Origin of the sequence: Pseudomonas sp. OST1909, from assembly GCF_015277575.1 — a bacterium.
In the GTDB taxonomy this organism is placed as follows: Bacteria; Pseudomonadota; Gammaproteobacteria; order Pseudomonadales; family Pseudomonadaceae; genus Aquipseudomonas; species Aquipseudomonas synxantha_A.
Map to the genome: position 1 here is coordinate 5,797,310 of NZ_CP063780.1, position 23,242 is coordinate 5,820,551.

Annotated in this window: 22 protein-coding genes; 15 read left to right on the top strand and 7 right to left on the bottom strand. The window is 60.8% G+C overall.

Annotated elements, in window-relative coordinates:
• The first annotated feature begins 221 nt into the window (after nt 1-221).
• Genes IH404_RS25280 through IH404_RS25295 form a run of 4 tightly spaced genes read left to right on the top strand, consistent with a single transcriptional unit; the run spans nt 222 to nt 4,126 of the window.
• Nucleotides 222-1,148, top strand: a complete 927-nt coding sequence (locus IH404_RS25280) for a DUF72 domain-containing protein (RefSeq protein WP_194439360.1) — start codon at nt 222-224, stop codon at nt 1,146-1,148.
• Nucleotides 1,145-1,921, top strand: a complete 777-nt coding sequence (locus IH404_RS25285) for an endonuclease/exonuclease/phosphatase family protein (protein WP_194439362.1) — start codon at nt 1,145-1,147, stop codon at nt 1,919-1,921. The genes IH404_RS25280 and IH404_RS25285 overlap by 4 nt, the downstream gene beginning before the upstream one ends.
• On the top strand, nt 1,918-3,180 hold the full coding sequence (gene clsB, locus IH404_RS25290) for a cardiolipin synthase ClsB (protein ID WP_194439364.1): 1,263 nt from the start codon (nt 1,918-1,920) through the stop codon (nt 3,178-3,180). The genes IH404_RS25285 and clsB overlap by 4 nt, the downstream gene beginning before the upstream one ends.
• Entirely contained in the window at nt 3,170-4,126 is a 957-nt protein-coding gene (locus IH404_RS25295; RefSeq protein WP_005791882.1) for a lysylphosphatidylglycerol synthase domain-containing protein, read from the top strand. Before clsB ends, IH404_RS25295 begins: the two co-directional genes overlap by 11 nt.
• A gap of 3 nt (nt 4,127-4,129) precedes the next feature.
• Here IH404_RS25295 and IH404_RS25300 read toward each other — a convergent pair whose 3' ends face one another.
• The 3 genes from IH404_RS25300 to IH404_RS25310 all read right to left on the bottom strand — a co-directional run bounded on the left by IH404_RS25300 (nt 4,130) and on the right by IH404_RS25310 (nt 7,127).
• A complete protein-coding gene (locus IH404_RS25300; RefSeq protein ID WP_005791883.1) occupies nt 4,130-4,885 on the bottom strand; it encodes an alpha/beta fold hydrolase in 756 nt (251 codons plus the stop codon).
• A complete protein-coding gene (locus IH404_RS25305; RefSeq protein ID WP_194439366.1) occupies nt 4,875-5,984 on the bottom strand; it encodes a DUF3182 family protein in 1,110 nt (369 codons plus the stop codon). Before IH404_RS25305 ends, IH404_RS25300 begins: the two co-directional genes overlap by 11 nt.
• Nucleotides 5,985-6,155: 171 nt before the next feature.
• Complete coding sequence (locus IH404_RS25310; RefSeq protein ID WP_005791885.1) at nt 6,156-7,127, bottom strand: GlxA family transcriptional regulator; 972 nt, start codon at nt 7,125-7,127, stop codon at nt 6,156-6,158.
• Nucleotides 7,128-7,223: 96 nt separating this feature from the next.
• Here IH404_RS25310 and IH404_RS25315 point away from each other — a divergent pair, with 96 nt between their 5' ends.
• Nucleotides 7,224-7,787 (top strand): cysteine hydrolase family protein, encoded by a 564-nt coding sequence (locus IH404_RS25315; protein WP_194439368.1) that lies wholly within the window; start codon nt 7,224-7,226, stop codon nt 7,785-7,787.
• A gap of 21 nt (nt 7,788-7,808) precedes the next feature.
• Here IH404_RS25315 and tam read toward each other — a convergent pair whose 3' ends face one another.
• Nucleotides 7,809-8,570: a trans-aconitate 2-methyltransferase gene (tam, locus tag IH404_RS25320; protein ID WP_005791887.1), complete on the bottom strand. Its 762-nt coding sequence runs from the start codon at nt 8,568-8,570 to the stop codon at nt 7,809-7,811.
• Between the two features lie 142 nt (nt 8,571-8,712).
• Complete coding sequence (locus IH404_RS25325) at nt 8,713-10,182, bottom strand: PLP-dependent aminotransferase family protein (RefSeq protein ID WP_005791888.1); 1,470 nt, start codon at nt 10,180-10,182, stop codon at nt 8,713-8,715.
• A 316-nt stretch (nt 10,183-10,498) separates the two neighbouring features.
• Here IH404_RS25325 and IH404_RS25330 point away from each other — a divergent pair, with 316 nt between their 5' ends.
• From IH404_RS25330 to IH404_RS25375, 10 genes are all read left to right on the top strand, one after another.
• Nucleotides 10,499-11,506 carry an SGNH/GDSL hydrolase family protein gene (locus IH404_RS25330; RefSeq protein ID WP_005791889.1) on the top strand — a complete coding sequence of 336 codons (1,008 nt, stop codon included), beginning with the start codon at nt 10,499-10,501 and terminating at the stop codon, nt 11,504-11,506.
• Nucleotides 11,507-11,625: 119 nt separating this feature from the next.
• On the top strand, nt 11,626-13,830 hold the full coding sequence (locus tag IH404_RS25335) for an iron-containing redox enzyme family protein (protein ID WP_005791890.1): 2,205 nt from the start codon (nt 11,626-11,628) through the stop codon (nt 13,828-13,830).
• Between the two features lie 17 nt (nt 13,831-13,847).
• Nucleotides 13,848-14,891 (top strand): hypothetical protein, encoded by a 1,044-nt coding sequence (locus IH404_RS25340; protein ID WP_005791891.1) that lies wholly within the window; start codon nt 13,848-13,850, stop codon nt 14,889-14,891.
• A gap of 13 nt (nt 14,892-14,904) precedes the next feature.
• A complete protein-coding gene (locus IH404_RS25345; protein ID WP_005791894.1) occupies nt 14,905-15,528 on the top strand; it encodes a LysE family translocator in 624 nt (207 codons plus the stop codon).
• Between the two features lie 89 nt (nt 15,529-15,617).
• Nucleotides 15,618-17,459: a carbamoyltransferase gene (locus IH404_RS25350; protein WP_005791895.1), complete on the top strand. Its 1,842-nt coding sequence runs from the start codon at nt 15,618-15,620 to the stop codon at nt 17,457-17,459.
• Between the two features lie 31 nt (nt 17,460-17,490).
• Nucleotides 17,491-17,634, top strand: a complete 144-nt coding sequence (locus IH404_RS25355) for a hypothetical protein (protein WP_005791897.1) — start codon at nt 17,491-17,493, stop codon at nt 17,632-17,634.
• Between the two features lie 26 nt (nt 17,635-17,660).
• Nucleotides 17,661-18,980, top strand: coding sequence for an aspartate aminotransferase family protein (locus IH404_RS25360; RefSeq protein ID WP_194439370.1), 1,320 nt, complete (start codon nt 17,661-17,663; stop codon nt 18,978-18,980).
• A 66-nt stretch (nt 18,981-19,046) separates the two neighbouring features.
• Nucleotides 19,047-19,649 carry a formyltransferase family protein gene (locus IH404_RS25365; protein ID WP_005791900.1) on the top strand — a complete coding sequence of 201 codons (603 nt, stop codon included), beginning with the start codon at nt 19,047-19,049 and terminating at the stop codon, nt 19,647-19,649.
• A 77-nt stretch (nt 19,650-19,726) separates the two neighbouring features.
• Nucleotides 19,727-20,356 (top strand): LysE family translocator, encoded by a 630-nt coding sequence (locus IH404_RS25370; RefSeq protein WP_005791901.1) that lies wholly within the window; start codon nt 19,727-19,729, stop codon nt 20,354-20,356.
• 86 nt (nt 20,357-20,442) lie between these two features.
• Nucleotides 20,443-21,054 carry a LysE family translocator gene (locus tag IH404_RS25375; RefSeq protein WP_032879215.1) on the top strand — a complete coding sequence of 204 codons (612 nt, stop codon included), beginning with the start codon at nt 20,443-20,445 and terminating at the stop codon, nt 21,052-21,054.
• 104 nt (nt 21,055-21,158) lie between these two features.
• On the opposite strand, the gene IH404_RS25380 is transcribed toward IH404_RS25375, so the two are convergent.
• Entirely contained in the window at nt 21,159-21,674 is a 516-nt protein-coding gene (locus tag IH404_RS25380) for a single-stranded DNA-binding protein (RefSeq protein WP_005791904.1), read from the bottom strand.
• A 9-nt stretch (nt 21,675-21,683) separates the two neighbouring features.
• Complete coding sequence (locus tag IH404_RS25385; RefSeq protein WP_194439372.1) at nt 21,684-23,078, bottom strand: MFS transporter; 1,395 nt, start codon at nt 23,076-23,078, stop codon at nt 21,684-21,686.
• Nucleotides 23,079-23,242 lie beyond the last annotated feature (164 nt).

A 23,242-nucleotide genomic window follows, 5' to 3' on the forward strand; every position in this document is an offset into this window, starting at 1 on the left:
TAACGGGGCGCCTAAGATCAAGATCAAAAGCAGATCAAGAGCGGCTCGCTTCGCATCGTGATTACTGATGGTTGCTACGTCAGAGTTGTGTAGATACCCATGGCTATCGGGGGCAAGCCCCCTCCCACATTTCGCACCCCGTACCGTCTGTAGGAACGTGGAAACTTTCAGCCAAATATCGCAGTCATCCCATAACGCACCCCACCTCCACAGGAGCAACCATGGCGGCGATTCATATCGGCATTTCCGGCTGGCGCTACACGCCCTGGCGCGGGGACTTCTACCCCGACGGGCTGACCCAGAAACGCGAGTTGCAGTTTGCGTCACGCGCCGTGAGCAGCATTGAAATCAACGGTTCTTTCTATGCGCTGCAAACCCCCAAGCGCTATGCGCAGTGGTACGCCGATACGCCTGAGGGGTTCATGTTCAGCGTCAAGGCGCCACGCTATGTCACGCATATCCTGCGCTTGCGCGAGGTGCACAAGCCCATGGCCAATTTCTTCGCCTCCGGGGTGCTGGAGCTCAAAGAAAAACTCGGTCCCATCCTTTGGCAGTTCCCGCCCAGCTTCAAATTCGACGCCGCGCTGTTCGAAGCCTTCCTGGCCGATTTACCCACCAACACCCAACAGGCCGCCGCCCTCGCCCGCCAGCACGAGCCGCGTCTGAACGGCAAGGCAAGCATGAAAGCCTATGGCAAAAAACCCTTGCGCCATGCCGTGGAAATTCGCCACATGAGCTTTGCGGTACCGGAGTTTGTGCAGCTGCTGGACAAGTACGGTGTTGCCCTCGTAGTGGCTGACACCGCCGGCAAGTGGCCCTATATCGAAGACGTCACCGCCAACTTCATGTACCTGCGGTTACACGGCGACAAACAGCTTTACGCCAGTGGCTATACCAGTGAGGCGCTCAAACGCTGGGGTGACCGTATCGAGCGCTGGGCCCACGGCAAACAACCGGCGGATGCGCACCTTGTCGCCCCGCAACGCAAACCCCGCGTGCGCAAACAGCGTGACGTGTTCTGTTTTTTCGACAATGACATCAAGGTGCGCGCGCCTTTCGATGCGCGCCAGTTGTTGCAGCGCTTCGGGCTGGACAAGCACCTGCTCACAGCACCCGGGCAGTTGCCGGAACCGGGAGTGCTGCCATGACTCACCCCGAGCTGATCCCCGTGCCCCCCACCGCCGCCATCACGCGTTTTACCGTGCTGACGGTGAATATCCATAAAGGCTTCACTGCCCTGAATCGACGCTTCATCCTGCCCGAACTGCGCGAAGCGGTGCGCAGCGTCGGTGCCGATATGGTGTTCCTGCAAGAGATCCACGGCACCCACGAGCGCCATCCCCAGCGTTATAGCGACTGGCCGAAGATGCCGCAGTACGAATTTCTCGCCGACAGCATCTGGCCGCAGTTTGCCTATGGTCGCAATGCGGTCTACCCCCATGGCGACCATGGCAACGCGCTGCTGTCAAAATTCCAGATAATCCGTTACGACAACCTCGACATCTCCCAAAGCGGCCATGAGAACCGCGGCCTGCTGCATTGTGTGCTGCGCCTGCCGGACGGCGAACGCGAGGTGCATGCCATCTGCATCCACCTGGGCTTGCGCGAGGTACATCGCCAACAGCAACTGCGCTTGCTTGAGCAGCGTATTGGCCAGATCCCGGCGGATGCGCCCCTGGTGGTCGCCGGCGATTTCAATGACTGGCGGCAAAAGGCCGACCTGAGTCAAAGCGGCCTGCAGGAGGTGTTCATCCACGCCCACGGCAAGCCTGCGCGTACGTTCCCGGCGCGCCTGCCGTTACTGCCGCTGGATCGCATCTATGTGCGCAACCTGACCATCCACAACCCGCGCGTGCTCACCACGCGGCCGTGGTCGCACCTGTCAGACCATGTGCCCCTGTCGGTGGAGATTGAGTTATGAACATTGCGGTAGAACATATCGCCACCGACCAGCCGCCGGATGACAGCAAGGCCCGCGACCTAGACTACGGCTGGCAGAGCGGCAATCGCGTGCAATTGCTGGAAAATGGCGAGGCCTATTTTCCCGCGGTGTTCGAGGCCATGCGCGACGCCCAGCGGGAAATCCTGCTGGAGACCTTCATCCTCTTTGAAGACAAGGTCGGTCATGAGCTGCAAGGCATTCTCATCGAAGCGGCGCAACGCGGGGTCAAGGTGGTGGTCAGCCTTGACGGTTTCGGCTGCGGCGAACTGAGCCCGGCCTTTCTGCGCGAACTGGCTGAAGCCGGCGTGATCGTGCAGATGTTTGACCCGGCATCCAAAACCCTCGGCATTCGCACCAACTGGTTTCGTCGCCTGCACCGCAAGATCGTGGTGGTGGACGCCAGCGTGGCGTTTATCGGCGGGATCAATTTTTCCGCTGATCACCTGGGGGACTTCGGCCCCGAAGCCAAGCAGGATTACGCGGTACAGATCATCGGCCCGGCAGTGGCCGACTTGCACCACTTCGCCCTCGCCCAAAGTGGCCGTCAGGTGCGCACCCGTAGAGGTTGGCGCCGACGCCAGCAACGGCCTTCGCCATGGGCAGACGAGCACAGCGACGGGCGGGTGCGCCTGATTTATCGCGACAATATCCAGCATCGCGACGACATCGAAGAAGCCTATATCCACGCCTTGAGCCAGGCCCGGCAGCGGGTGGTAATTGCCAATGCCTATTTCTTCCCCGGCTATCGCTTGCTGCGCGAGATTCGTAACGCAGCGCGCCGTGGCGTGCAGGTGCAGTTGATCATGCAAGGCCAGCCCGACGTGCTGCTGGCCAAGCTGGCGGCGCGCATGCTCTACGACTATCTGCTCAAGGACGGCGTGGTGATTCACGAGTACTGCCAACGCCCGTTGCACGGCAAAGTGGCGCTGGTGGACGACCAATGGAGCACCGTGGGCTCAAGCAACCTCGACCCGCTGAGCCTGGCGCTGAACCTGGAAGCCAACGTGCTGATTCGTGACCGCGCCTTCAACCAGCAGCTGTACCAGAGCCTGGAAGCCCTGGCACGAGACCATTGCCAGACCATGCCGGCCAAGCGCAAGCCGCGTCTGTGGTTGTGGCGCCTGACCGTGGGGTTTCTGGTGTTCCATGTCATGCGCCACTTTCCCGCGCTGGCGAGTTGGTTGCCGGCACACAAGCCGCGTTTGAAACCCATTGAGAGTCCGGCCCATGACGTCTGAGAAAAACGGCTCACGGTTCCAGCGCTGGAAGAAGCCCCTGACCATTGCGTTCTTCCTGCTGCTGATCGTGCTCTTCACCCTGCTTGCCCGGCGCATCGACTGGAGCGAAGTGCTGCAGACGTTGAGCGACTTCAAAGTCAGCACATTGCTGATCGCCGGCGCGCTGACGCTGTGCAGTTTTATCGTGTACGCCTGCTTCGATCTGATCGGCCGGACCTACATTCGCCAGCCCCTGCGCTGGAAGCAGATCCTGCCGGTGGGCATTATCAGTTATGCGTTCAACCTCAATCTGAGCGCCTGGGTCGGCGGCATCGCCATGCGTTACCGGCTGTATTCGCGATTGGGGGTGAGCACCAGCAATATCGCCAAGATCCTCGGCCTGAGCCTGGCCACCAATTGGTTCGGCTATATGGCCTTGGCCGGGGTAGTGTTCAGCAGCGGGCTGGTCACCCTGCCACCAGGTTGGAAGCTCAGCACCGGCGCCCTGCAAGGTGTGGGCGTGTTGCTGGTGATCGCGAGCCTGGGTTACCTGGCGGCGTGCCGGTTTTCGAAAAAACGTGCGTGGTCGATCCGCGGCATCGAGATCAATTTGCCGTCGCTGCGCATGGCCTGCCTGCAACTGGCCCTGGGCGCCTTGAACTGGTCACTCATGGCAGCGGTTATTTTTACCTTGCTGCCCGCCAAACTCGATTACCCGCTGGTATTGGGCGTGTTGCTGATCAGCGCGATTGCCGGTGTGGTTACCCATATACCCGCCGGGCTTGGGGTGTTGGAGGCAGTGTTTATCGGGTTGTTGCAGCATGAGGCGTCGCGCGGGAGTCTGCTGGCCGGGTTGATCGCGTATCGGGCAATCTACTTTATTTGCCCATTGCTGATTGCGTTGGTGATGTACCTGGGGGTGGAGGCCAAGGCCAAGGCGTTGCGGGTGAAGAAGACACCCGCTTAACGTCTATCGGGATTGGATAATGCTCAACCGCTCACCCACTACCATTTCGGTAATCCAGTCCACCAGGATCGAGGTATAGGCCTGTTGCGACACCGGGTCGCTCAACGCATGATCCGCGCCGTCGATGATGCGGTGGGTCAGGGAATGAGTCTGCTGGCACGCCGCGCGATAACTCATGATGGTGGCATGGGGCACATGGTCGTCGGTTTCCGATTCCACAATCAGCACATCACCGGTAAATTGCGCGCAGGCGTGCAGGGCACGGTTGGTTTCGGCACGCACCAAGGTGCCGCGGTAATCCATCAGGTCGGCTTTATCCAGCTCGCGCTTGGGCTTGAGCCATTCCTGGTCGCGGTACAGCGCGGGCACCCGCAGCGCCAGCCAACGCACCGGGCGCAACGAAGTGAGAATCGCCGCCAGGTATCCGCCGTAGCTGGTGCCCACCACCGCCACTGCCGAGGTGTCGATGGCAGGGTGGGACAGCAGCCGGTCGTAGGCGGCCAGCAGGTCGCGCAGGTTGTCTTCGCGGGTGACGCGCGATAAGGGAATGCCGGTGCCGGCGTGCCCCCGCAGGTCGAAGGTCAGGCATACGCAACCCAGCCCCGCTATACCTTTGGCGCGGTCCAGGTCGCGCTCCTGGCTGCCGCCCCAACCGTGCACAAACAATACGCCGGGCACTTTGGACTTGGGGCTGAGGAATGTCCCACTCATCTGTTCGTCATCTACATCGATACTGATGCTCTCGCTTCTAGCCGTCATAAGATTGAACCGTCACGTACTTGAGAAGAAAGTCGCTGTTTTCGGCGGGGCCTCGGTACACCTCAATGGCATCCGCCGGCAGCGCTTGATCCACGTAGGTTTCCACCGAGGACACGCGGATGGCCTTGAGGCTCGGGTTGTTGATGAAACTCTGCAGCGCCGCGACTTCCGCGCTGCTGGCCCCGCCCATGCGCCAGGACTGTTCGAGCACGCCGCTACGGCGCTGGCCGTTACTGTCCAGGCCCTGGGCGATGTCGTAATTGCGCCGCGAGGCGTAGAACCCCGGGTAGGCTTCGTCGGCAGCATTATCGAAAACCCGGGCTTGCTCGATGGCTTGCCGCACATCGTCAGGCAGGGCCAATTGCAGCAAGTCTTCATAGTAGCCGGGCACGACCAGCAGGTTGGATCCGCCGTAGACCTCCTCGCCCTGCCCGTCCTGGGTCAGGTATTGCTCGCCGCAATAGCTGAATACGTGCTCACCGATAAAGCTCTGGCCCACGCTGTGGGTAACCACGTCGTGCAGGTCTTGTTCCAGCACCACGCCGGCGCTGAACAACTTTGCGGCGTCAGGACGCGCCACTATCGCGTCGAACTCATCGAGACTGTGGATAACTTCCTGGCCCCGTCCAGCACAGGCGTGCACCGGTTTCATACGGATCGGGCCACTATAGAGCAAGCGCGCGGCGGCGGGCTTGGCGTCTTCCAGGGCGAACACACTCAAGCCATCCAACACAACGTCGCGTACGCGCTCGCAGAAGATCGGCGACCAACCTTCAGGTGCCTTTGCTTCAGGGCTCAACAGGCCGTGGCTGATCGCTTTGGTACAAATGAAATCGTGATCGACATAGCCTCCCCACAAATCTCGCGGCCCTCTGACGTCAAGCGTCAACGCCAGGGCGGGACCGACCAGAGTTTGCGTGGGTAGCAGGTACAGCTCGCGACCGGCGTGCATCTGGGGGTCGTAACTGCCACCAAACTTGAGCCCCAATATCTGCGCCAGCCAGCGGGCCAATGCGCGGTTGGTTTCAACCTCATGCAATGGCGCACCTTCGCGCGTCGAGTGTGCGACCACCAATTTGTTGCGATTTGTCGGGGTCATGCGTCCCCCTTGGCTATCCCGCCATGTGTGTGGTGGGAAAGTTGCAGGGATCAGGCCAACGCCGCTTTGTGAGGGATGTTTCTTAAATCAATGAGTTGCACTAAAAGCGATGGCAGTTAGCCTGCTCTATTCTGCACGACGATGCCCCAAATCCCCTGCGTTCTGCACGATTCAAACACCAAACCGGGTGCGGTAGTCGCTGGGGGTCAAGCCAGTAATCTTCTTGAAAATTGCACGAAAAGCGCTGGGGTCCTGATAACCCACGGTCCAGGCGATGTGGTCGATCGTGCCGTTGGTGAACTCCAGCATCTGCCGCGCCTTGCCGACCCGCAGATGCTGGCAGTACTCGGTGGGTTTAAGCCCCGTCGCACTGCGAAAACGGCGCAAAAACGTGCGCTCTTCCAGGTTTGCCTCCTGCGCCATCGCCGCCACCGAAACATCCACTGCGCCACTGGCTTGCAGCCAATGTTGGACCTTCAGGATCGCACTGTCGCCATGCCTGAGGATCGGCGCAAAGTTGCTTGCGCACTGGCGGGCACTGTCGCTGTGTTCGATCACCAGAAAACGCGCAGTGTCGGCGGCGACACTGGGACCCATCAGCCGGTCGACCAGGCGCAGGCCCAGTTCGGACCAAGCCATCAGCCCGGCGGTGGTGATCAGGTCGCCGTCATCGACGATGGGTTTATCCGCTTCCAGGCGCACTGCCGGGTAACGGGCTGCGAAGGATTCCGAGGACGACCAGTGAGCGGTGGCGCTGCGCCCATCCAACAGACCGCTACGCGCCAACATGATCGAGCCAATGCACACACCACCAAGCACCGTGCCAGCGGCATGCTGCTGGCGGATCCACTCCAGCAGTGCCGGCGGCGCCTGGTCTTCGGTGAACTCGCCAATCGACGGCGGTACCAGCAGAGCCATCATCGGTTGGGCCGGCGCTGGGTCGCTGTCGAACACGCGCGCAGGCGTGCCGTGGGCGTCCACCTGCCAGTGGCTGACCCGCAGCAGCGGCAGTTGCGCAGATTGGTACTCGGCGGCGATGCGATTGGCGACCCCAAACAGGTCGGTCAGGCCATGCACGGCGGCCAGTTGCGCGCCCTGATAGATCAATACACCCAGTTCGAGCGTCGCGCGTTCCACGGCCATTGTCAGTTTTCCCCCTGTTATTGTCGGTGCGGCCAATTCTCAACCTCGGCGCCAGCTAAGATACTGGGCCCATCAACCCATCAGGAGGCAACATACATGGCCAAGCAAGCGCTCATCCTAATCGATATCCAGAACGACTACTTCCCTCAGGGCAAGTGGCCGCTTGACGGCGTAGAAGCCGCGGCGGACAAGGCGGCGCAGGTGCTACAGGCATTTCGACAGGCAGGCGATGCGGTGATTCATGTACGCCATGAGTTTGAAGGCGACGACGCGCCTTTCTTCACGCCCGGCTCCGACGGCGCCCGCTTGCACGACAAGGTGTTGAACGAGGGTGATGAACCGGTAGTGCTCAAGCATTTTGTGAATGCGTTTCGCCAAACCAACCTGCGCGAGTTGCTGGAGCAGCGCAGCATCACCGATCTGGTGGTGGTCGGCAGCATGAGTCATATGTGTGTGGACGCCGTGGTGCGGGCGGCGGCGGACCTGGGCTATAAGGTCACGGTGATCCATGACGCTTGTGCTACTCGCGATCAGGCATTCAACGGCCAGGTGATTCCAGCGCCGCAGGTGCATGGGGCGTTCATGGCATCCCTGGCATTTGGCTATGCGGGCATCATGTCGGCGCAGGAATACTTGCAGACGCAAACGGCGGCCGCGTGACCGCCACTTACGCCGATCACGTTAGCGTGTCGCGATGATGAACAGGCGCGGAAACGGCAGCAACACAGTGCCATCGGCCAAGGCTGGATAAGCCTGGGCAATTCGCGCCTGGTATTGCTGCAGGAAGGCGGCCTTTTCATCGTCGGTCAACGGCGCAAGAAAGGGCCGCAATGCCGACGCCTTGAACCACTCCACCACCGCCGCATGATCTGCCAACGGGTGCTGGTAGGTGGTGCGCCACACATCCACCGTACTGCAGTGCTTGCTCAGCAACTCGTAGTAGTAACTCGCGGTATGCCGCTCATTGTGTTTGACCGCGCCGATCTTCGCCGACCATGGGCCGTCGGCCGCAACGTCGCGGGCCAACCGGTGGGCGGGCTCGTCGAGATTGTCCGGGGTTTGCACCGCCAGCGTACCGCCGGGGTTCAGTTGATTGACCAAGTGCGGGTATAGCCCGGCGTGGTCGGGCAGCCATTGCAGTGAGGCATTGGCCAGGATCACATCGAATTTTTGTGCTGGACTCCAGGCGCCGATATCTGCCAACTCGAAGCTCAACGCCGGCAAGCGCTCGCGGGCGTCGGCCAGCATGTCGTCGGAGCTGTCCATGCCGGTGACTCGCGCTTGGGGAAAGCGCTCGGCCAGTACCGCTGTGGAGTTGCCCGGCCCGCAGCCCAAGTCGACGGCAGTGCGCACGTCGGTTTCGGGAATCGCCGCCACCAGGTCACGGACCGGGCGAGTGCGCTGTTGTTCGAACAGGGTGTACTGCTTGGCAGACCAGGTCATCGCTGCTGTCCTTCTTTTTAGAGAGGGCTACAGCCTAAATCTTATGACCCATGAGAACAAATACCGCCCTGTTACAACAAGCGTTCTATTGGCGTGATGGGTGGCCACCTGGACCGCACGGCTCAATCGTGGAGACAGCCGATCAAAACGCAGAGGGCTGAGGCTGCCATTGTTGCGCGGTGAGGGGGTTCTCCAACTCCATCTGTATCAACTGGCCAACGGTTTGCCCGACCTTTTGCACGGCCATCTCGACCTTGCGGGTGGGTGGGTTGGCGAAGTTCAGCCGGATGCAATTACGGTATTTTCCCGCTGCCGAGAAAATATTGCCGTTGGCCACCTGCACATCCTGCGCTTCCAACAGTCGGTTGAGGGCGTAGGTATCGAACTCCCCGGGCAATTCGACCCACAGCGTAAAGCCGCCCTGAGGCTGGCTGACGCGGGTCCCCGCCGGGAAATAGCGGTTGACCCATTCACTCATCAGATCGCCGTTGCGCTTGTATTGCTTGCGCATACGCCGCAGGTGCAACTGGTAATTACCCTTGGCGATAAATTCGGCCACGGCCAATTGCGGTTGGGTGACGGTGGCGCCAGAGCCGATGAACTTCATATGCAGCACCTGGGGCAGGTAACGCCCCGGGGCGATCCAGCCGACGCGCAGGCCAGGGGCCACGGTCTTGGAAAACGAACTGCACAACACCACGCGGTTGTCTTCATCGAAGGACTTGAGCGAGCGTGGCCGCGGATAGCGATGCGACAGATCACCGTAGATATCGTCTTCGATAATCGGCACGTCGAAGCGTTGGGCCATGCGGATCAGCTTGAGCTTGCGCTCGTCGGGCATGATGTAGCCCATGGGGTTGTTACAGTTGGCGGTCAATTGGATGACCTTGATCGGCCACTGCTCCAGGGCCATCTCAAGGGCTTCCAGGTTGATGCCGGTCACCGGGTCACTGGGGATCTCCAGCGCCTTGAGACCGGCCGCCTTGAGGATCTGCATCATCCCGTAATAGCTCGGCGAGGCGATCGCCACGATATCGCCGGGCGCGCAAATCGCGCGGATCGCGGTGGACAGGGCCTCCTGGCAGCCGCTGGTGACAATCAGGTCGGCCGGGGTCAGGCGAACACCCGCATCGATGGACAGCCGGGCGATCTGTTCACGCAAGGCCAATACACCCTGGATGTGGCTGTATTGCAGGCTGGTGTTGTCGCTGCGCCGGCTGATACGGGCCATGGCGGTCAGCAGCGGCTTGAGAGTCGGCACGCTGATGTCCGGCATACCGCACCCCAGTTGCACGATACCGGCGCCTTGATCGAGGCGTATCAGTTCCTGGACCATGTCCCACTGGGAAATGTCCACCGGCCGCAGGATGGGTCGGCCCATCTGCGGCAAAGGCGCCACGCGCCGGTCCGACGGCACGAAATAGCCCGACTTGGGACGCGATACCGCCAACCCCGAACATTCCAATACACGGTAGGCCTGTTGCACGGTCGTCAGGCTGACGCCGTGCTCATGGCTGAGGGTGCGTACAGATGGCAACCGCTCACCGGGCCCGTACAGGCCCTGCTCGATGCGGCTGCTGATGAATTCGGCGAGGTTCAGGTATAGAGTCATAGGCCCGACTGTAGCTTCTGATCTGTCGCTTAAGAAGTTACAGATTGGCCTTTTTTTGAAAAATTTTCAGCATAAAACCCCAATCTGTATTCAAAAGATTGAGTTCTGCTGTATCTGCAATACACGTCGTCGCCTTGGGATGATAGGTCCCATAACAGTGCACGAGACCTTGGACAAGGTGGGTACAAATGTAGTTACAAAATAGTAAAGCAGCACTGTACGCACCAAATTTTCAGAAATGCCCTACAAAGCAAGCACCTGACAAACCAACCAGGTGTTTGAATCTGCCCAGCGAATACCAAATGGATCAAGCGCTATGACGACAAGGACGACGCTCACACCGCAGATGGCCGAGTACGAACAGAAATTCACCGATGCCGGTGAAGTTCGATGGCTGCCCTATTTGATGTACTTCCACCCCACTGACCATGCTTCCCCCGTGGTCAATACCGATTCATCCGGCTTTCGCTACTCCGAGTCATTGGGCACCCGCTATTCGGTGGTCGATGGTATCAAGGGTAATGGCCCGGTACGCCTGTTGGCGGGCAGCTCCACCGTGTTCGGCATTGGCGCCAGCGCCGACAGCTGGACCCTAGCTTCGCGCCTCACGAAGAACGATCCCCGTGGCCAGCGCTGGGTCAACTTCGGCGGCCGCAGCTTCAACTCTACCCAAGAGCTGGTGCTGTTCACCCTCAACCGGCACCACCTGCCCAAGGTGGATGAAATCGTGCTGTTCTCCGGTTTCAACAACCTTGGCCTGGCACGTCAGCCTCACGCCTATCGGGGCGAGCACGGCGCGTTTTTCAACTGCCATCAGTTTTTCGATGCCTTGACGCCACAGCAGCCGACCGCCAGCAACTGGAGCCTGTCGAATCTGTTCGGCAAGCCTCAGGAGCCCGAGCAACCCACGCCGCCGTCGATGCAGGAACAGATCGACTACGCCGCCAACCTGACCTTGCAGCACCTGGATATCTGGCGCGCCCTGGCCACCGACATGGGTGCGAAGCTGACGTTCATCCTGCAACCGCTCGCCGGCTGGGTCCGCGAGACCGGCAGCCATGAGGAAGAGCAACTGTTTGCCGAACTCGACCAACTCGGCAATTTCACCGAGGTGTATGGCGACATCCTGCAAACCTCGGTGCGCGAAGCCTACGCCCAGCGCTTGCGCGACGGGGCGCGGGCCATGGGGGTGGAGTTTGTCGACATCACGCCATTGCTGGCCGAGGCACTGGGCCCGCAAGACTGGCAGTTCGTCGACCGCATCCATTTCACCGATGCCGGCAACGACCTGGTTTCAAAACTTATTCTCGATGTCACCCGCTAAAAGGACTTGCACATGAAATCCATCAAGAAGTTTTTCCAGCGCCTGTTTGGAAAAAAGAAGAAGAAACCTGACTCCTCCATTTATCCGATGTTCTGACGCGGCACTGGAAGGTAATGGCTATGGATGGCTCGATTCCAACACGCATCCCCGCAGACGACAGGTGGCGCGAACTCTATCGTTTGGCGCTGGAGCCTGAATGTTTCCTGGATACGGAGTACCTCGACACCCTGCTGGGCAAAGACGTCGAGCCGGTGCAGTTGCCGCTGCTGTCACAGCGGATCGATGCGTGGCAGTCGGAACAGGCGTCGGCGTATGCCGGCGCCGCCACCGCCGCCGTCGAACAGCACAACGCCCGCGCTTTTGCCCAGGCATTGGCGGTTTATTCGGCACCGATGGCCTCGGTGCTCGGCTGCTGGCTGCAGGGCCTGAGCGCACCCGGGGTATTTGAAGACCCCGCGCAGCTGCGCCTGATGCAACTGTTTGCCCATGACATCGGCGTCGGCTACCCGAACGCCTCCCGCGGCCATCACTTCAACGCGTTGTTGGGCCAGCTACAGCTGACCACCTACGCCTTGGCGCCGGCGCAATTGGCGACCCTGCCGGACCTGCATGACGACGCGTTCGAACTGCCCGCGCTGTTGCTTGCCCTCAGCCGGCGCAGCGACGCCTACGGTGATGAACTCTGCGGTGTCGATTGGGCCTTGCGCGCCGTCGGGCTTTGCCCGGGCTGGGCAGCCATGGGCCAGCTTGAAGGGCTGGCGCTGGAACTCGGCCGGCTGGATCTGAGCGCGTCATTCCCCGGCCTGGAGCCGGCTTCGTTGCGCCATATCAGCCAATGGGTCGCGCACCGCATCATCGAGCAGGGCGAAGAGCGCCAGGCCCGTCTGCTACGCGGCGCCAACTGGCTGTTCGGCGCGCTGCAACGCTGGAATGCGCGGCTGTATAACGCCTCGCTGACCGCCACTTCGCCCCAACAGGCCATGGCGCATTTGATGCAGCGTCTGGCGCGGGTGGGCGCGGTGTATCACCAGAATTACCTGATTGAAGGGCGCAGCCTGGCGCTGTGGATCGAAGAAGCGCAGCGCGACCCGTTGCCCCTGCTGGATGTGCTGTCGCGCAGCCGTTTGATCGTGCCGGGCAACTCGAAAAAAAGCCTGCTGGTCACCAGCCTGGTGGCGCCGACCGGGCGCATGTTCCGCATCTTCAGCGAGGCAGACTTGAGCGTGATTCGCCAGTGGATCGACTGGTTGCCCCAGGCTGGCGCCACGCCGCAGCTGCCACGCCAGCCAGTCGACAGCGCCGCCACGGTGCCCCGCCCTGACTCAGCCAGCCCCGACGACACCGGGCACTGGCCCAAGAGCCTGCGCGAAGCCTATTTTGTCTTGCAGGGGCGTGCGCTGCAGCCGGCCACCCGCCAGTTTGCCCATGCCTATGTGAGCCGTTGGCTTGAGCGTTCGCGCCAGTCGCTGAAGACGTCCGAGCGCCAATTGCCCGAGCAGTGGGGCCCCAATGTGCTGCGCGCCTGGTTGCTGGACAAGCATGACCAGAACGGCCAACAGTTCGATGACAGCGACCCGGCGCAAATGCCCAGCCGTGAAGAAATCATCGAGTCGACCCTGCAACTGGCGCCGCTGACGCTGATCGACGGTGCGTGGCTGCAAGGCTTTACCGACCTGGGGTTGGCGTCTTCCCACGTGGGCTACACCCTGTTCCAGACCTATTGGGATGAATTGGGCAACGGCATCGAGGCGCTCAATCATCCGAAAATTTATCGCGATGGCCTGCGTGACATGGATTTCGAACTGGCCCCCACCGGTAGCCGTGAATTCGCCCAAGACCCGCGCCTGGACGAAGACTCCTTCCGCCTGCCCGTGTATTGGCTGTGCCTGGGCAAACTGCCGGTGACGTTCATGCCCGAAGTGCTCGGCATGAACCTGGCCATGGAGCTGTCCGGCGTGGGCGGCAGCTATCGTTCGGCGCGGCGCTTTTTACGGCACTACGGGTTCAGCACGGCGTTCGTCGACCTGCACAACACCATTGATAACGTGTCCACCGGGCATTCGGCCTGGGCTGCCGATGCGATCGATGCGTACATGCGCGCGTTGACCAGTGCCGAGCAGGTCGCCGCGCAATGGCAGCGCGTGCGCGTGGGCTATGAGTCCCTGGCGCCGATGCCCGGCAAATGGACCTCGATGTTGCGTCGCTTGCGCCTCTCATCGGCCGACCATGTACTCCCGCGCCCGACCCGCACAGCGGCTTCAAAAGGCTATCTGCATCACCTGCCGATCACGCGGCAGGTATTGCTGCAAACCCACGAACAATAACGCCACGAGGAGCAATTATGTCTTTGGTAGAAGTGCATAACGAATGGGACCCCCTCGAGGAAATGATCGTGGGTATTGCCCATGGCGCGCGCGTGCCGCGGCCGGACAAGGGCCTGTTCGCCCTCGACTACAGCGAGCACCACGACTCGCCCAATGAGATTCCGTCAGGACCTTACCCCGAACAACTGGTTGAAGAAGCACAGGAAGACCTGGACGCCTTTGCCGCCTTCCTGGTCGGCCATGGGGTGACCGTGCGCCGGCCCAAAGAGACTTATCACGCGGCACTGTTCGGCACCGGCGACTGGAAGACCGACGGCGAATACAACTACTGCCCAAGGGACGTTCTGCTGCCGATCGGCAAAACCATCATTGAAGCGCCGATGGCCTTGCGCAGCCGTTACTTCGAACCTTTTGCCTACCGCGAACACCTGCAGGCGTACTTCGCCAGCGGTGCCAACTGGATTTCCGCGCCCAAGCCGGAACTGCCCGACAGTACCTACCGGGTCAACCCGCGCGAGGGCTCGATCATCGCCAACGATGAGCCGATTTTCGATGCCGCCAACGTGCTGCGCATGGGCCGCGACATTCTTTACCTGGTGTCGCGCAGCGGTAACCGCATGGGCTACGAGTGGCTCAAGCGCGTGCTCGGCGACCAATATCGCGTGCACGCCCTCAGCGGGTTCTACGACGGTACGCACCTGGACACCACCATCACCCTGGTGCGTCCAGGGCTGGTGGTGTTGAACCCCGAACGCATCGGCAAGGATCAGGTGCCCGAAGTGTTCAAGCACTGGGACATCATCTGGGCCCCCGACATGGTGGACACCGGTTACTGCTGGTCGTACCCGCGTGCCTCTATCTGGCAGGGCATGAACTTCATCATGGTCAACCCGTCGCTGGCGGTGATCAATGACCAGCAAGTGCCGCTGATTCGCGCACTGGAAAAACACGGCATCGATGTGGCACCGCTGAAGATGCGCCACGCGCGCAGTCTGAGCGGCGGTTTCCATTGTGTGTCCGTGGACATTCGTCGACAGGGCACGCTGGAAGATTACCGTTGAGCAGGGCATGACCATGCAGGCACTGGATTACTACTCGATCGTGCTGTTCGTGATTGCCACCTGCGTCACGCCAGGCCCGAACAACGTGATGTTGATGTCGTCCGGGGCCAATTTCGGCATCGGCCGTACCTTGCGCCATGTGGCCGGTATCAACATCGGCTTTCCGCTGATGCTGGTGGCGGTCGGGTTGGGGGCCGGGGCGGTGTTCCGCCAGTACCCGTGGTTGCATGACGGCTTGCAGGTGGTCGGCGCGTTGTACCTGTTGTTCCTGGCGTATCAGATTGCCAGTGCCCCCACCACCGATCTGGGTGACCAATCAGGCAAGCCTTTGGGGTTCACCGCTGCGGCGCTGTTCCAGTGGGTCAACCCGAAAGCCTGGGTGATGGCGGTAGGCGCAGTGCTGGCCTACACCTCGCCCTTGGGCTCGTACACGGTGCAGGTGTTTCTGATTGCGCTGTTGTTTTTTTTATTCGGTTCACCGTGTTCGATGGTCTGGGTGTTTTTCGGGCAGTACCTGCGGCGCTTCCTGACCCAGCCACAACGTTTGAAGGCGTTCAATATCACCATGAGCCTGGTGCTCGTGGTGTCCTTGATCCCGGTTCTACGAAGCCTGCCATTCGCGCAATGGTGGCCTTGATACGCAGAGAAGGTTGCCTACACGCCAGCAGTTCGATTGGCGCAGGCGACTCCATGGATTGGCGGAATGTGATGAGGATGCACAGTTAAATGGCTAATTATGTTTTAGGGATTTCTGCCTTCTACCACGACAGTGCTGCCGCCCTGGTCAAGGACGGCGTGCCCGTCGCTGCCGCCCAGGAAGAGCGCTTCACTCGCGTGCGCCATGACCCGGCGTTCCCGGCCCAGGCGATTGCCTATTGCCTGGACGCCGAGGGCATCAGCCTGGATGACCTGGAGGCGGTGGTTTATTACGAAGACCCCCAGGAAAAATTCTCCCGGGTGATTTCGTCGTTTGCCAGCGGCGGCATCGGCGGCGCACGTACGTTCATCAATGCGATGCCGGAATGGATTCGCTGGAAGTGGAACGTGCTCAAGTTCGTCGACGAGCAACTCGAAATCCTGGGCCGGGGCAAGGCGCCGCGCACCCAGGCCTCCCAGCATCACCGCTCCCACGCGGCGGCGGCGTTTTACCCGTCACCGTTCAAGAACGCGGCGGTGTTGTGCATCGACGGCATCGGCGAATGGCATTCGACCACGATCTGGCACGGCCAGGGCACCAATCTTGAACTGAAAAACTCGATTTCCTACCCACATTCGGTGGGTTTGCTGTATTCGGCCATGACCTACTATTGCGGGTTCAAGGTCGACTCAGGGGAATACAAGCTGATGGGCCTGGCGCCCTATGGCCAGCCGATCTACGCCGACAAGATTCGCGACGAGCTGATCAATATCCGCGAGGACGGCTCGTTCACCCTGAACATGAAGTACTTCGAGTACCTGCGCGGTGAGCGCATGGTCGGCGAAGCGTTTGAAGAGTTGTTCGGTGGGCCGATCCGTCAACCCGAAAGCCCGATCTCACAGCGCGAGTGCGACCTGGCCGCATCGATTCAAAAAGTCACCGAGGAAGTGGTGCTGGGCCTGGCCACTGCCGCGGTCAAGCAGACCGGCGAGCGCAATCTGTGCCTGGCCGGTGGCGTGGCCTTGAACTGCGTGGCCAACGGCGTGCTCAGCCGCTCGGGGCGCTTTGATTCGATCTGGATCCAGCCGGCGGCCGGTGATGCCGGTTGCGCCCTGGGGGCGGCGTTGGACTTTGCCGTCAAGCACAGCGGTCGCCCGCACCTGGAAGGTGGCAAGTCTGATGCCATGAGCGGCAGCCTGCTGGGGCCGGGCTTTGGCGACGAAGAAATCGCCCGCTTCCTGCTGGAAAACCACTACCCCTTCACCCGCTATGACGACGCCGGGCTGTATGACCAGGTTGCCAGTCGCCTGGCCGAGGGCGCGGTGGTGGGCTGGTTCCAGGGGCGCATGGAGTTTGGCCCACGAGCCTTGGGCGCGCGTTCGATTCTCGGCGATGCACGCAACCCCGAGATGCAGCGCACCATGAACCTGAAGATCAAATACCGCGAGTCGTTCCGCCCGTTTGCCCCGGCCGTGCTGGCCGAGGACGCCGGCAACTATTTCGATATCTGCGAAAAAAGCCCTTACATGCTGATGGTCGCGCCGGTCACCGACTCGATCAAATCCCAGCAGTCGCGGCAAGAAGGCGGCCCGGAGCGCGGGCTGGGCAGTATCAACAATATCCGCTCGCAATTGCCGGCGGTGACCCACGTCGACCTGTCGGCACGGGTGCAAACGGTGACCGAGGAAAACAACGCACCGTTCACCTACCTGCTGCGCAGTTTCAAGGAACGCACGGGGTGCTCGGTGCTGGTCAATACCTCGTTCAACGTACGCGGTGAGCCCATCGTGTGCAAACCCGAGGAAGCGTACGCCTGCTTCATGCGCACCGAAATGGACGTACTGGTCCTGGGCCGTTACGTGCTGGAACGCCCCGGCCAACCGGCCTTCGTCGAGGCTGTGGACTGGCGCAGCGAGATCCCACTGGATTGATCCTTACCTTTAACTCAATGGAGCTTTTACCGTGCTGAGATTTCTTGCGTTTTTGATGTTTATCGTCGTGTTGCTGCCCATCGGGCTGACGCGTTCGGTGTTTCACTCTTCCCGTTTCGGCCGGCGCTTTCACCAGGCGCCGACAGCCTGGGATCACGCGGTGAGTAAACGGTAACGCCTATTGCCTGAGGAACTGCGCCCATGTCAAAAGTGATCTACAAAAACCTCAACAGCTCACCGATCCTGGCGGTCGGCGGGAGCGGGGTTTGGCTTGAGGATGCAACGGGCAAACGCTACCTCGACACCTGCGGCGGTGTCGCAGTGTCGAGCCTGGGCCATGGGCACCCGCGGATCGCCGCGGCATTCGAGCGCGAAGCGAAGAAACTGGCCTGGGCCCATGCGGGCAGCTTCACCACCGCTGCCGCCGAGGAGCTCGCTGAGCGCCTGGTGGCAGCCAGTGGCGGCCTGGCGCGTGCGCAGTTCTTGTCCGGCGGCTCGGAGGTGATGGAGCTGGCGATGAAAATCGCTTACCAGTACCAGTGCGAGCGCGGCTTGCCCGACAAATCAGTGTTCATTTCCCGCCAACAGAGTTATCACGGCAGCACACTGGGCACCTTGAGCATCTCCGGCAACCCGCAGCGCCAGTCGGTATTTGGTCGACTGTTTGCACCCGCCGAGTTCGTCTCCCCCTGCTACGCCTACCGTGATCAACGGCCCGACGAAAGCCAGGAGCAGTACGCCACGCGCCTGGCCGATGAACTGGACGCCAGGATTCGTAGCCTGGGCAGTGAAAACGTCGCGGCGTTCTTTGCCGAGACCGTAGTGGGCTCCACCAACGGCGCGGTGCCTGCGGTGCCCGGTTATTTTCGCAAGATCAAGGCGGTGTGCGAGCGCCACGATGTGCTGCTGATCCTTGATGAGGTGATGGCCGGCATGGGGCGTACCGGGCAGCTGTTCGCCTATACCGACGACGGCATCGTGCCCGACATGGTCGCGGTCGGCAAAGGCCTGGCGGCGGGTTACATGCCGATCTCGGCGCTGTTGATCAGTGACCGGGTGCATTCGGTGATGGCCCGTGGCTCGGGTGTACTGGGCAACGGCCAAACCCATGTCAACCACCCGCTGGCCTGCGCCATTGCCCTGGAGGTACAGCAAGTCATCGTCGAAGAAGACCTGCTGACGCAAGTGCGCCAACGGGGTGAGCAACTGCGCGTCTGGCTCAGGGAAAGCCTGGCTGACCTGGATATCGTTGGCGATGTGCGCGGGCGCGGATTGTTCGTGGGCGTCGAGTTTGTCGAGAGCCGTTCCACCAAGGCGCCATTCAGAGGCGGCGGCGCCTATGCCGCGGCCCTCAAGCAAGAGGCGCTGCAACGCGGCCTGCTGATTTATCCCGGCAGCGGCACAGTGCAAGGCACACAAGGCAATCATGTGCTGTTCGCACCGCCGTTTATCACCAGCGAAGGGGAACTGGGGCAAATGGTCGAGCGCTTCAATGCAGTGGTCAGGGCTGTCGCCTACTAGCGATCGAGCGGGCTTACCGGGGGACGGTCGTTGTCACCCACATTAGCTGGAAAGGGAGAAGTGAAGATGCAGACGATCGAACCATGCAAGGACAAAGTCCTGCTGTCGGTGTGCACTATGGACTGGTGTGATCACGGCGTGGAATTCGCCAAAACCGTGTTCTCCAACCTCGAGGTGTTTTGCTGGGACCCGGGCGATCCCTACCCTTATCACCTGGATGATTGGGAAGGCGACTGGATCATCTCCTACCGTGGCGACTTCATCTTCCCGCAGAGCATCTACAAGAATGCCCGCAAAGGCGCGATAAACCTGCACCCGGCGCCCCCCAAATATCGGGGCCTGGGCAGCCAGCATTACGCGATCTACTACAACGATGAAACCTACGGTTCGACCTGCCATCACCTGGCCCCTTCGGTGGACAGCGGGCAGATCATCGACGTGGCGCGCTTCAACGTTGCGCCTGCCGAGACGGCTTCCTCGCTGCGCCTGCACGTGGGCGCCTATTGCCTGCAGCAGTTCATTCACCTGCTCACCGACTACATCCTGCAGGGGCGGCCATTGCCGGTCTCGCCGGAAAATTGGGGCGAGCGCCTGTACAAGCAATCGGAACTCAAGCCCTGGATGGAGAAGATTCGCGCCCAAGAGCCGGATCATCGTTGCTTCAAGTAGCTTTTTTGACCATCACTTCAAGCCGCGGTGGCTTGGAGTGCTCACTGCGCGCTGGCGCCACGGGTATGAGTGCACCTATGTTTGAGTTTTCAAGTTTTGCAGCGGCACTGGGGGTCTACGTGATCGGCACCGCCAGCCCGGGCCCAGGCAACCTGGCCATCGCCAATACCTCCTTGAACTACGGGCGCACACCGGGCCTGGCGCTGGCGGCGGGGGTTATTTCCGGGTCGTTGTGCTGGGGCGCGATGACCGCTGCCGGCGTGTCGGCGCTGTTAATGTCCAACACCCAGATCATCCTGTGGCTGAAGGTGTTCGGCGCCTGCTATTTGTTCTTCCTGGCCTGGAAGTCGGTGCGCAGTGCGCTGGCGCATAACGCCACGACGGTGGCCAAAGCGCGAGCAAAACAGACGCGCAACCTGGGCTTCTATCTACAGGGGTTGGGCATTCACCTGACCAACCCCAAGGCGGCCTTGACCTGGTTCACCGTGACCACCGTGGGGCTGAGCGTCAACGCACCGGCATGGGCGAGTTTTGTGCTGGTGGCGGCCTGTGCGTTGTTGGGTTTCCTGATTTTCTGCACCTACGCCCTGGCGTTTTCCGCCCATTCGGCAGAACCTTTTTTTGCCCGGACCCGCAAGTCATTCGGGCTGATTTGCGCAGCGTTCTACTCGATGGTTGCCATCGGCTTTCTCAGTTCGCTGCTCTGACCCCAACTTTAAGTGGCCACCGTGCACCTGTAACCGCGAAACCCGGGTGGCAGGTGACCTGCTAAGGCCCGTTCCAGGAAAAAACCATGTCCTTGTCGTTTGATTTGATGCTGGCGTTTGCTTTATTTGCGTTTGTCACGTCCGTCACCCCTGGCCCCAATAACGCCATGCTGCTGGCCTCGGGGGTTAATTTCGGCTTCCAGCGTACCATCCCGCACATCCTGGGCATCAGCTCCGGATTTCTGGTGCTTGTATTGGCGGTGGGGCTTGGGCTGGGCGCGGCGTTTACCGCCTATCCGGTGCTCTACACCATCCTGCGCTACGCGGGCGCGGCTTACTTGCTGTACCTGGCGTGGAACATCGCCCGTTCGGGCCCGGCATCCGAAGACACTGAAGGTAAAGGCAAGCCTCTGGGGTTCTGGGGCGCGGCGGCGTTTCAATGGGTCAATCCCAAGGCGTGGGTGATGGCAATCGGTGCAATCAGCACCTACACACCGTTGCAGGGCTACACCATGAACGTGGTGATCATCGCTACGGTGTTCGCCCTGATCAATGCGCCGAGCGTGGGGGTTTGGGCAGGATTCGGCAGTGTGTTGCGCAACGTGCTGCGCAACCCGCGCTGGTTACGCGTGTTCAACTTCGGCATGGCGGCGTTGCTGGTGATATCGCTGTATCCGTTGCTGCAGCAGACGAGCTGAGTTCCGGCTCTGTATTTTTTGCACCACCAAGATCTGCGCTCATAAAAAAGCGAAGCCAAATCAATGGCTTCGCTTTTTTGGATTACGTTCTGAAAAGCTGAGTATCAGAACGGAATATCGTCATCAAAGCTGTCGAAATCCTGAGCCGGTTGCGGCGCAGCCTGTTGTGGCGCTGGACGCGACTCACGCTGTGGCTGCTGGGTTGGCTGTGGACGCGACTGCTGTGGACGCGGTGCCGAGTTGGACATGCCGCCCTGGCCCTGTTGGTCGCCCTGTGGACGGCCGCCCAGCAGTTGCATGGTGCCTTGCATGTCGACCACGATTTCGGTGGTGTAACGCTTGATGCCGTCTTTTTCCCACTCGCGGGTTTGCAGTTTGCCTTCGATGTAGACCTGCGAACCTTTGCGCAGATATTCGCCGGCAATCTCAGCGACCTTGCCGAACATCGACACACGGTGCCATTCGGTTTTCTCGACCTTCTGGCCGGTCTGCTTGTCGGTCCACTGTTCGCTGGTCGCCAGACTCAGGTTGGTCACGGCATTACCGTTAGGCAAGTAGCGAACTTCGGGATCCTGGCCGCAAGTACCGACCAATATGACTTTGTTAACCCCACGGGCCATAACGTTCTCCTAGGCTGGGCGCGCTGTCGGCACTGGGTTGACCAGTTGCTCGAGCGTCGCGCGATCCAATAATTCGGTGTCCAATTTGATGTAAATGGCCGCCTCTTCAGCGACCACGACTGCATCCGTTACCCCTACGACGGCCTTCAGGCGCTCTACCAGACCAGCCTCGCGGATCGCCTCGGGCGATAGCGGCAAACGCAGACTTGTGACGTAGGGAGGTTCGCGCATGGTAACAGCAAAGACCAGCCAAAGTGCAGCCAGCCCGGCGCATCCGAGGAAGACAACCGACAAACCGCCATGCTGGAACATCCAGCCACCCATGATGCCGCCCAACGCCGAGCCAAGGAACTGGCTGGTGGAGTACACCCCCATCGCCGTGCCCTTGCCGCCGGCCGGTGAAACTTTGCTGATCAGCGACGGCAGCGAAGCTTCCAACAGGTTGAACGCGGTGAAAAACACCACCGTACCAATGACCAGTGCTCGCAGGCTATCGCCGAACTGCCAGAAGAATAGTTCAGTGAGCATCAATGTCGCGACGGCGCCGAGTAAAACTCGTTTCATTTTGCGTTTCTTCTCGCCATAGATGATGAACGGGATCATGGCGAAGAACGAAATCAGCAGCGCGGTGAGGTAGACCCACCAATGCTGCTCCTTGGGCAGGCCGGCTTTTTCCACCAGGGCCAGGGGCAAGGCGACGAAGCTGCACATCAGCATTGCGTGTAATACGAAGATACCTAAATCCAGGCGCAGCAGGTCCGGGTGCTTGAGCGTCGGCAGCAGCGCCTGACGTGCGACGCCCGATTCTCGGTGCTGCAGCGTGCCGGTAGAGCACGGCACCATAAAGGCTACGATCACAATCCCGACCAGGGCCAGGCCGCCAGTGGCCAGAAACAACCCGTGCAGACCAAAAGCGCTCGTCAGCAACGGGCCGACCACCATGGCCACGGCGAACGACAGACCGATGGTCATGCCGATCATGGCCATGGCCTTGGTGCGGTGCTGTTCGCGGGTCAGGTCCGACAGCAACGCCATGACCGCGGCGGAAATCGCCCCGGCGCCTTGCAGGATGCGCCCGGCGATCACGCCCCAGATCGAATCGGACTGGGCCGCAAGCACACTGCCAAGGGCGAACACGATCAAGCCAAGATAAATCACCGGGCGACGGCCAATGCGGTCGGAAATAATCCCGAACGGGATCTGAAAAATCGCCTGGGTCAGACCATAGGCGCCAATCGCCAGGCCGATCAACGCGGGGGTCGCGCCTGCGAGATCCATTCCATAGGTCGCCAGCACCGGCAACACCATAAACATGCCCAGCATACGGAAAGCGAACACCAGGGCCAGACCGCTTGCCGCTCGGGTCTCGCCGCTACTCATGCGTTCGCTGTGGGGATCGTGCATGGAAAAACCTCGTGTGAACCGGCGGCGATTCTACCAGTCCCATCGATTGAGAGGGTATATGCGGCGCTTTGCCGCGCAGCTTTCATCTAAGGCTGCAAGCGGCCTTTTGACAGTGTATATTCATCCAGTCTTTAGCCGTATACTCCGGCATTATTTACGCCCGC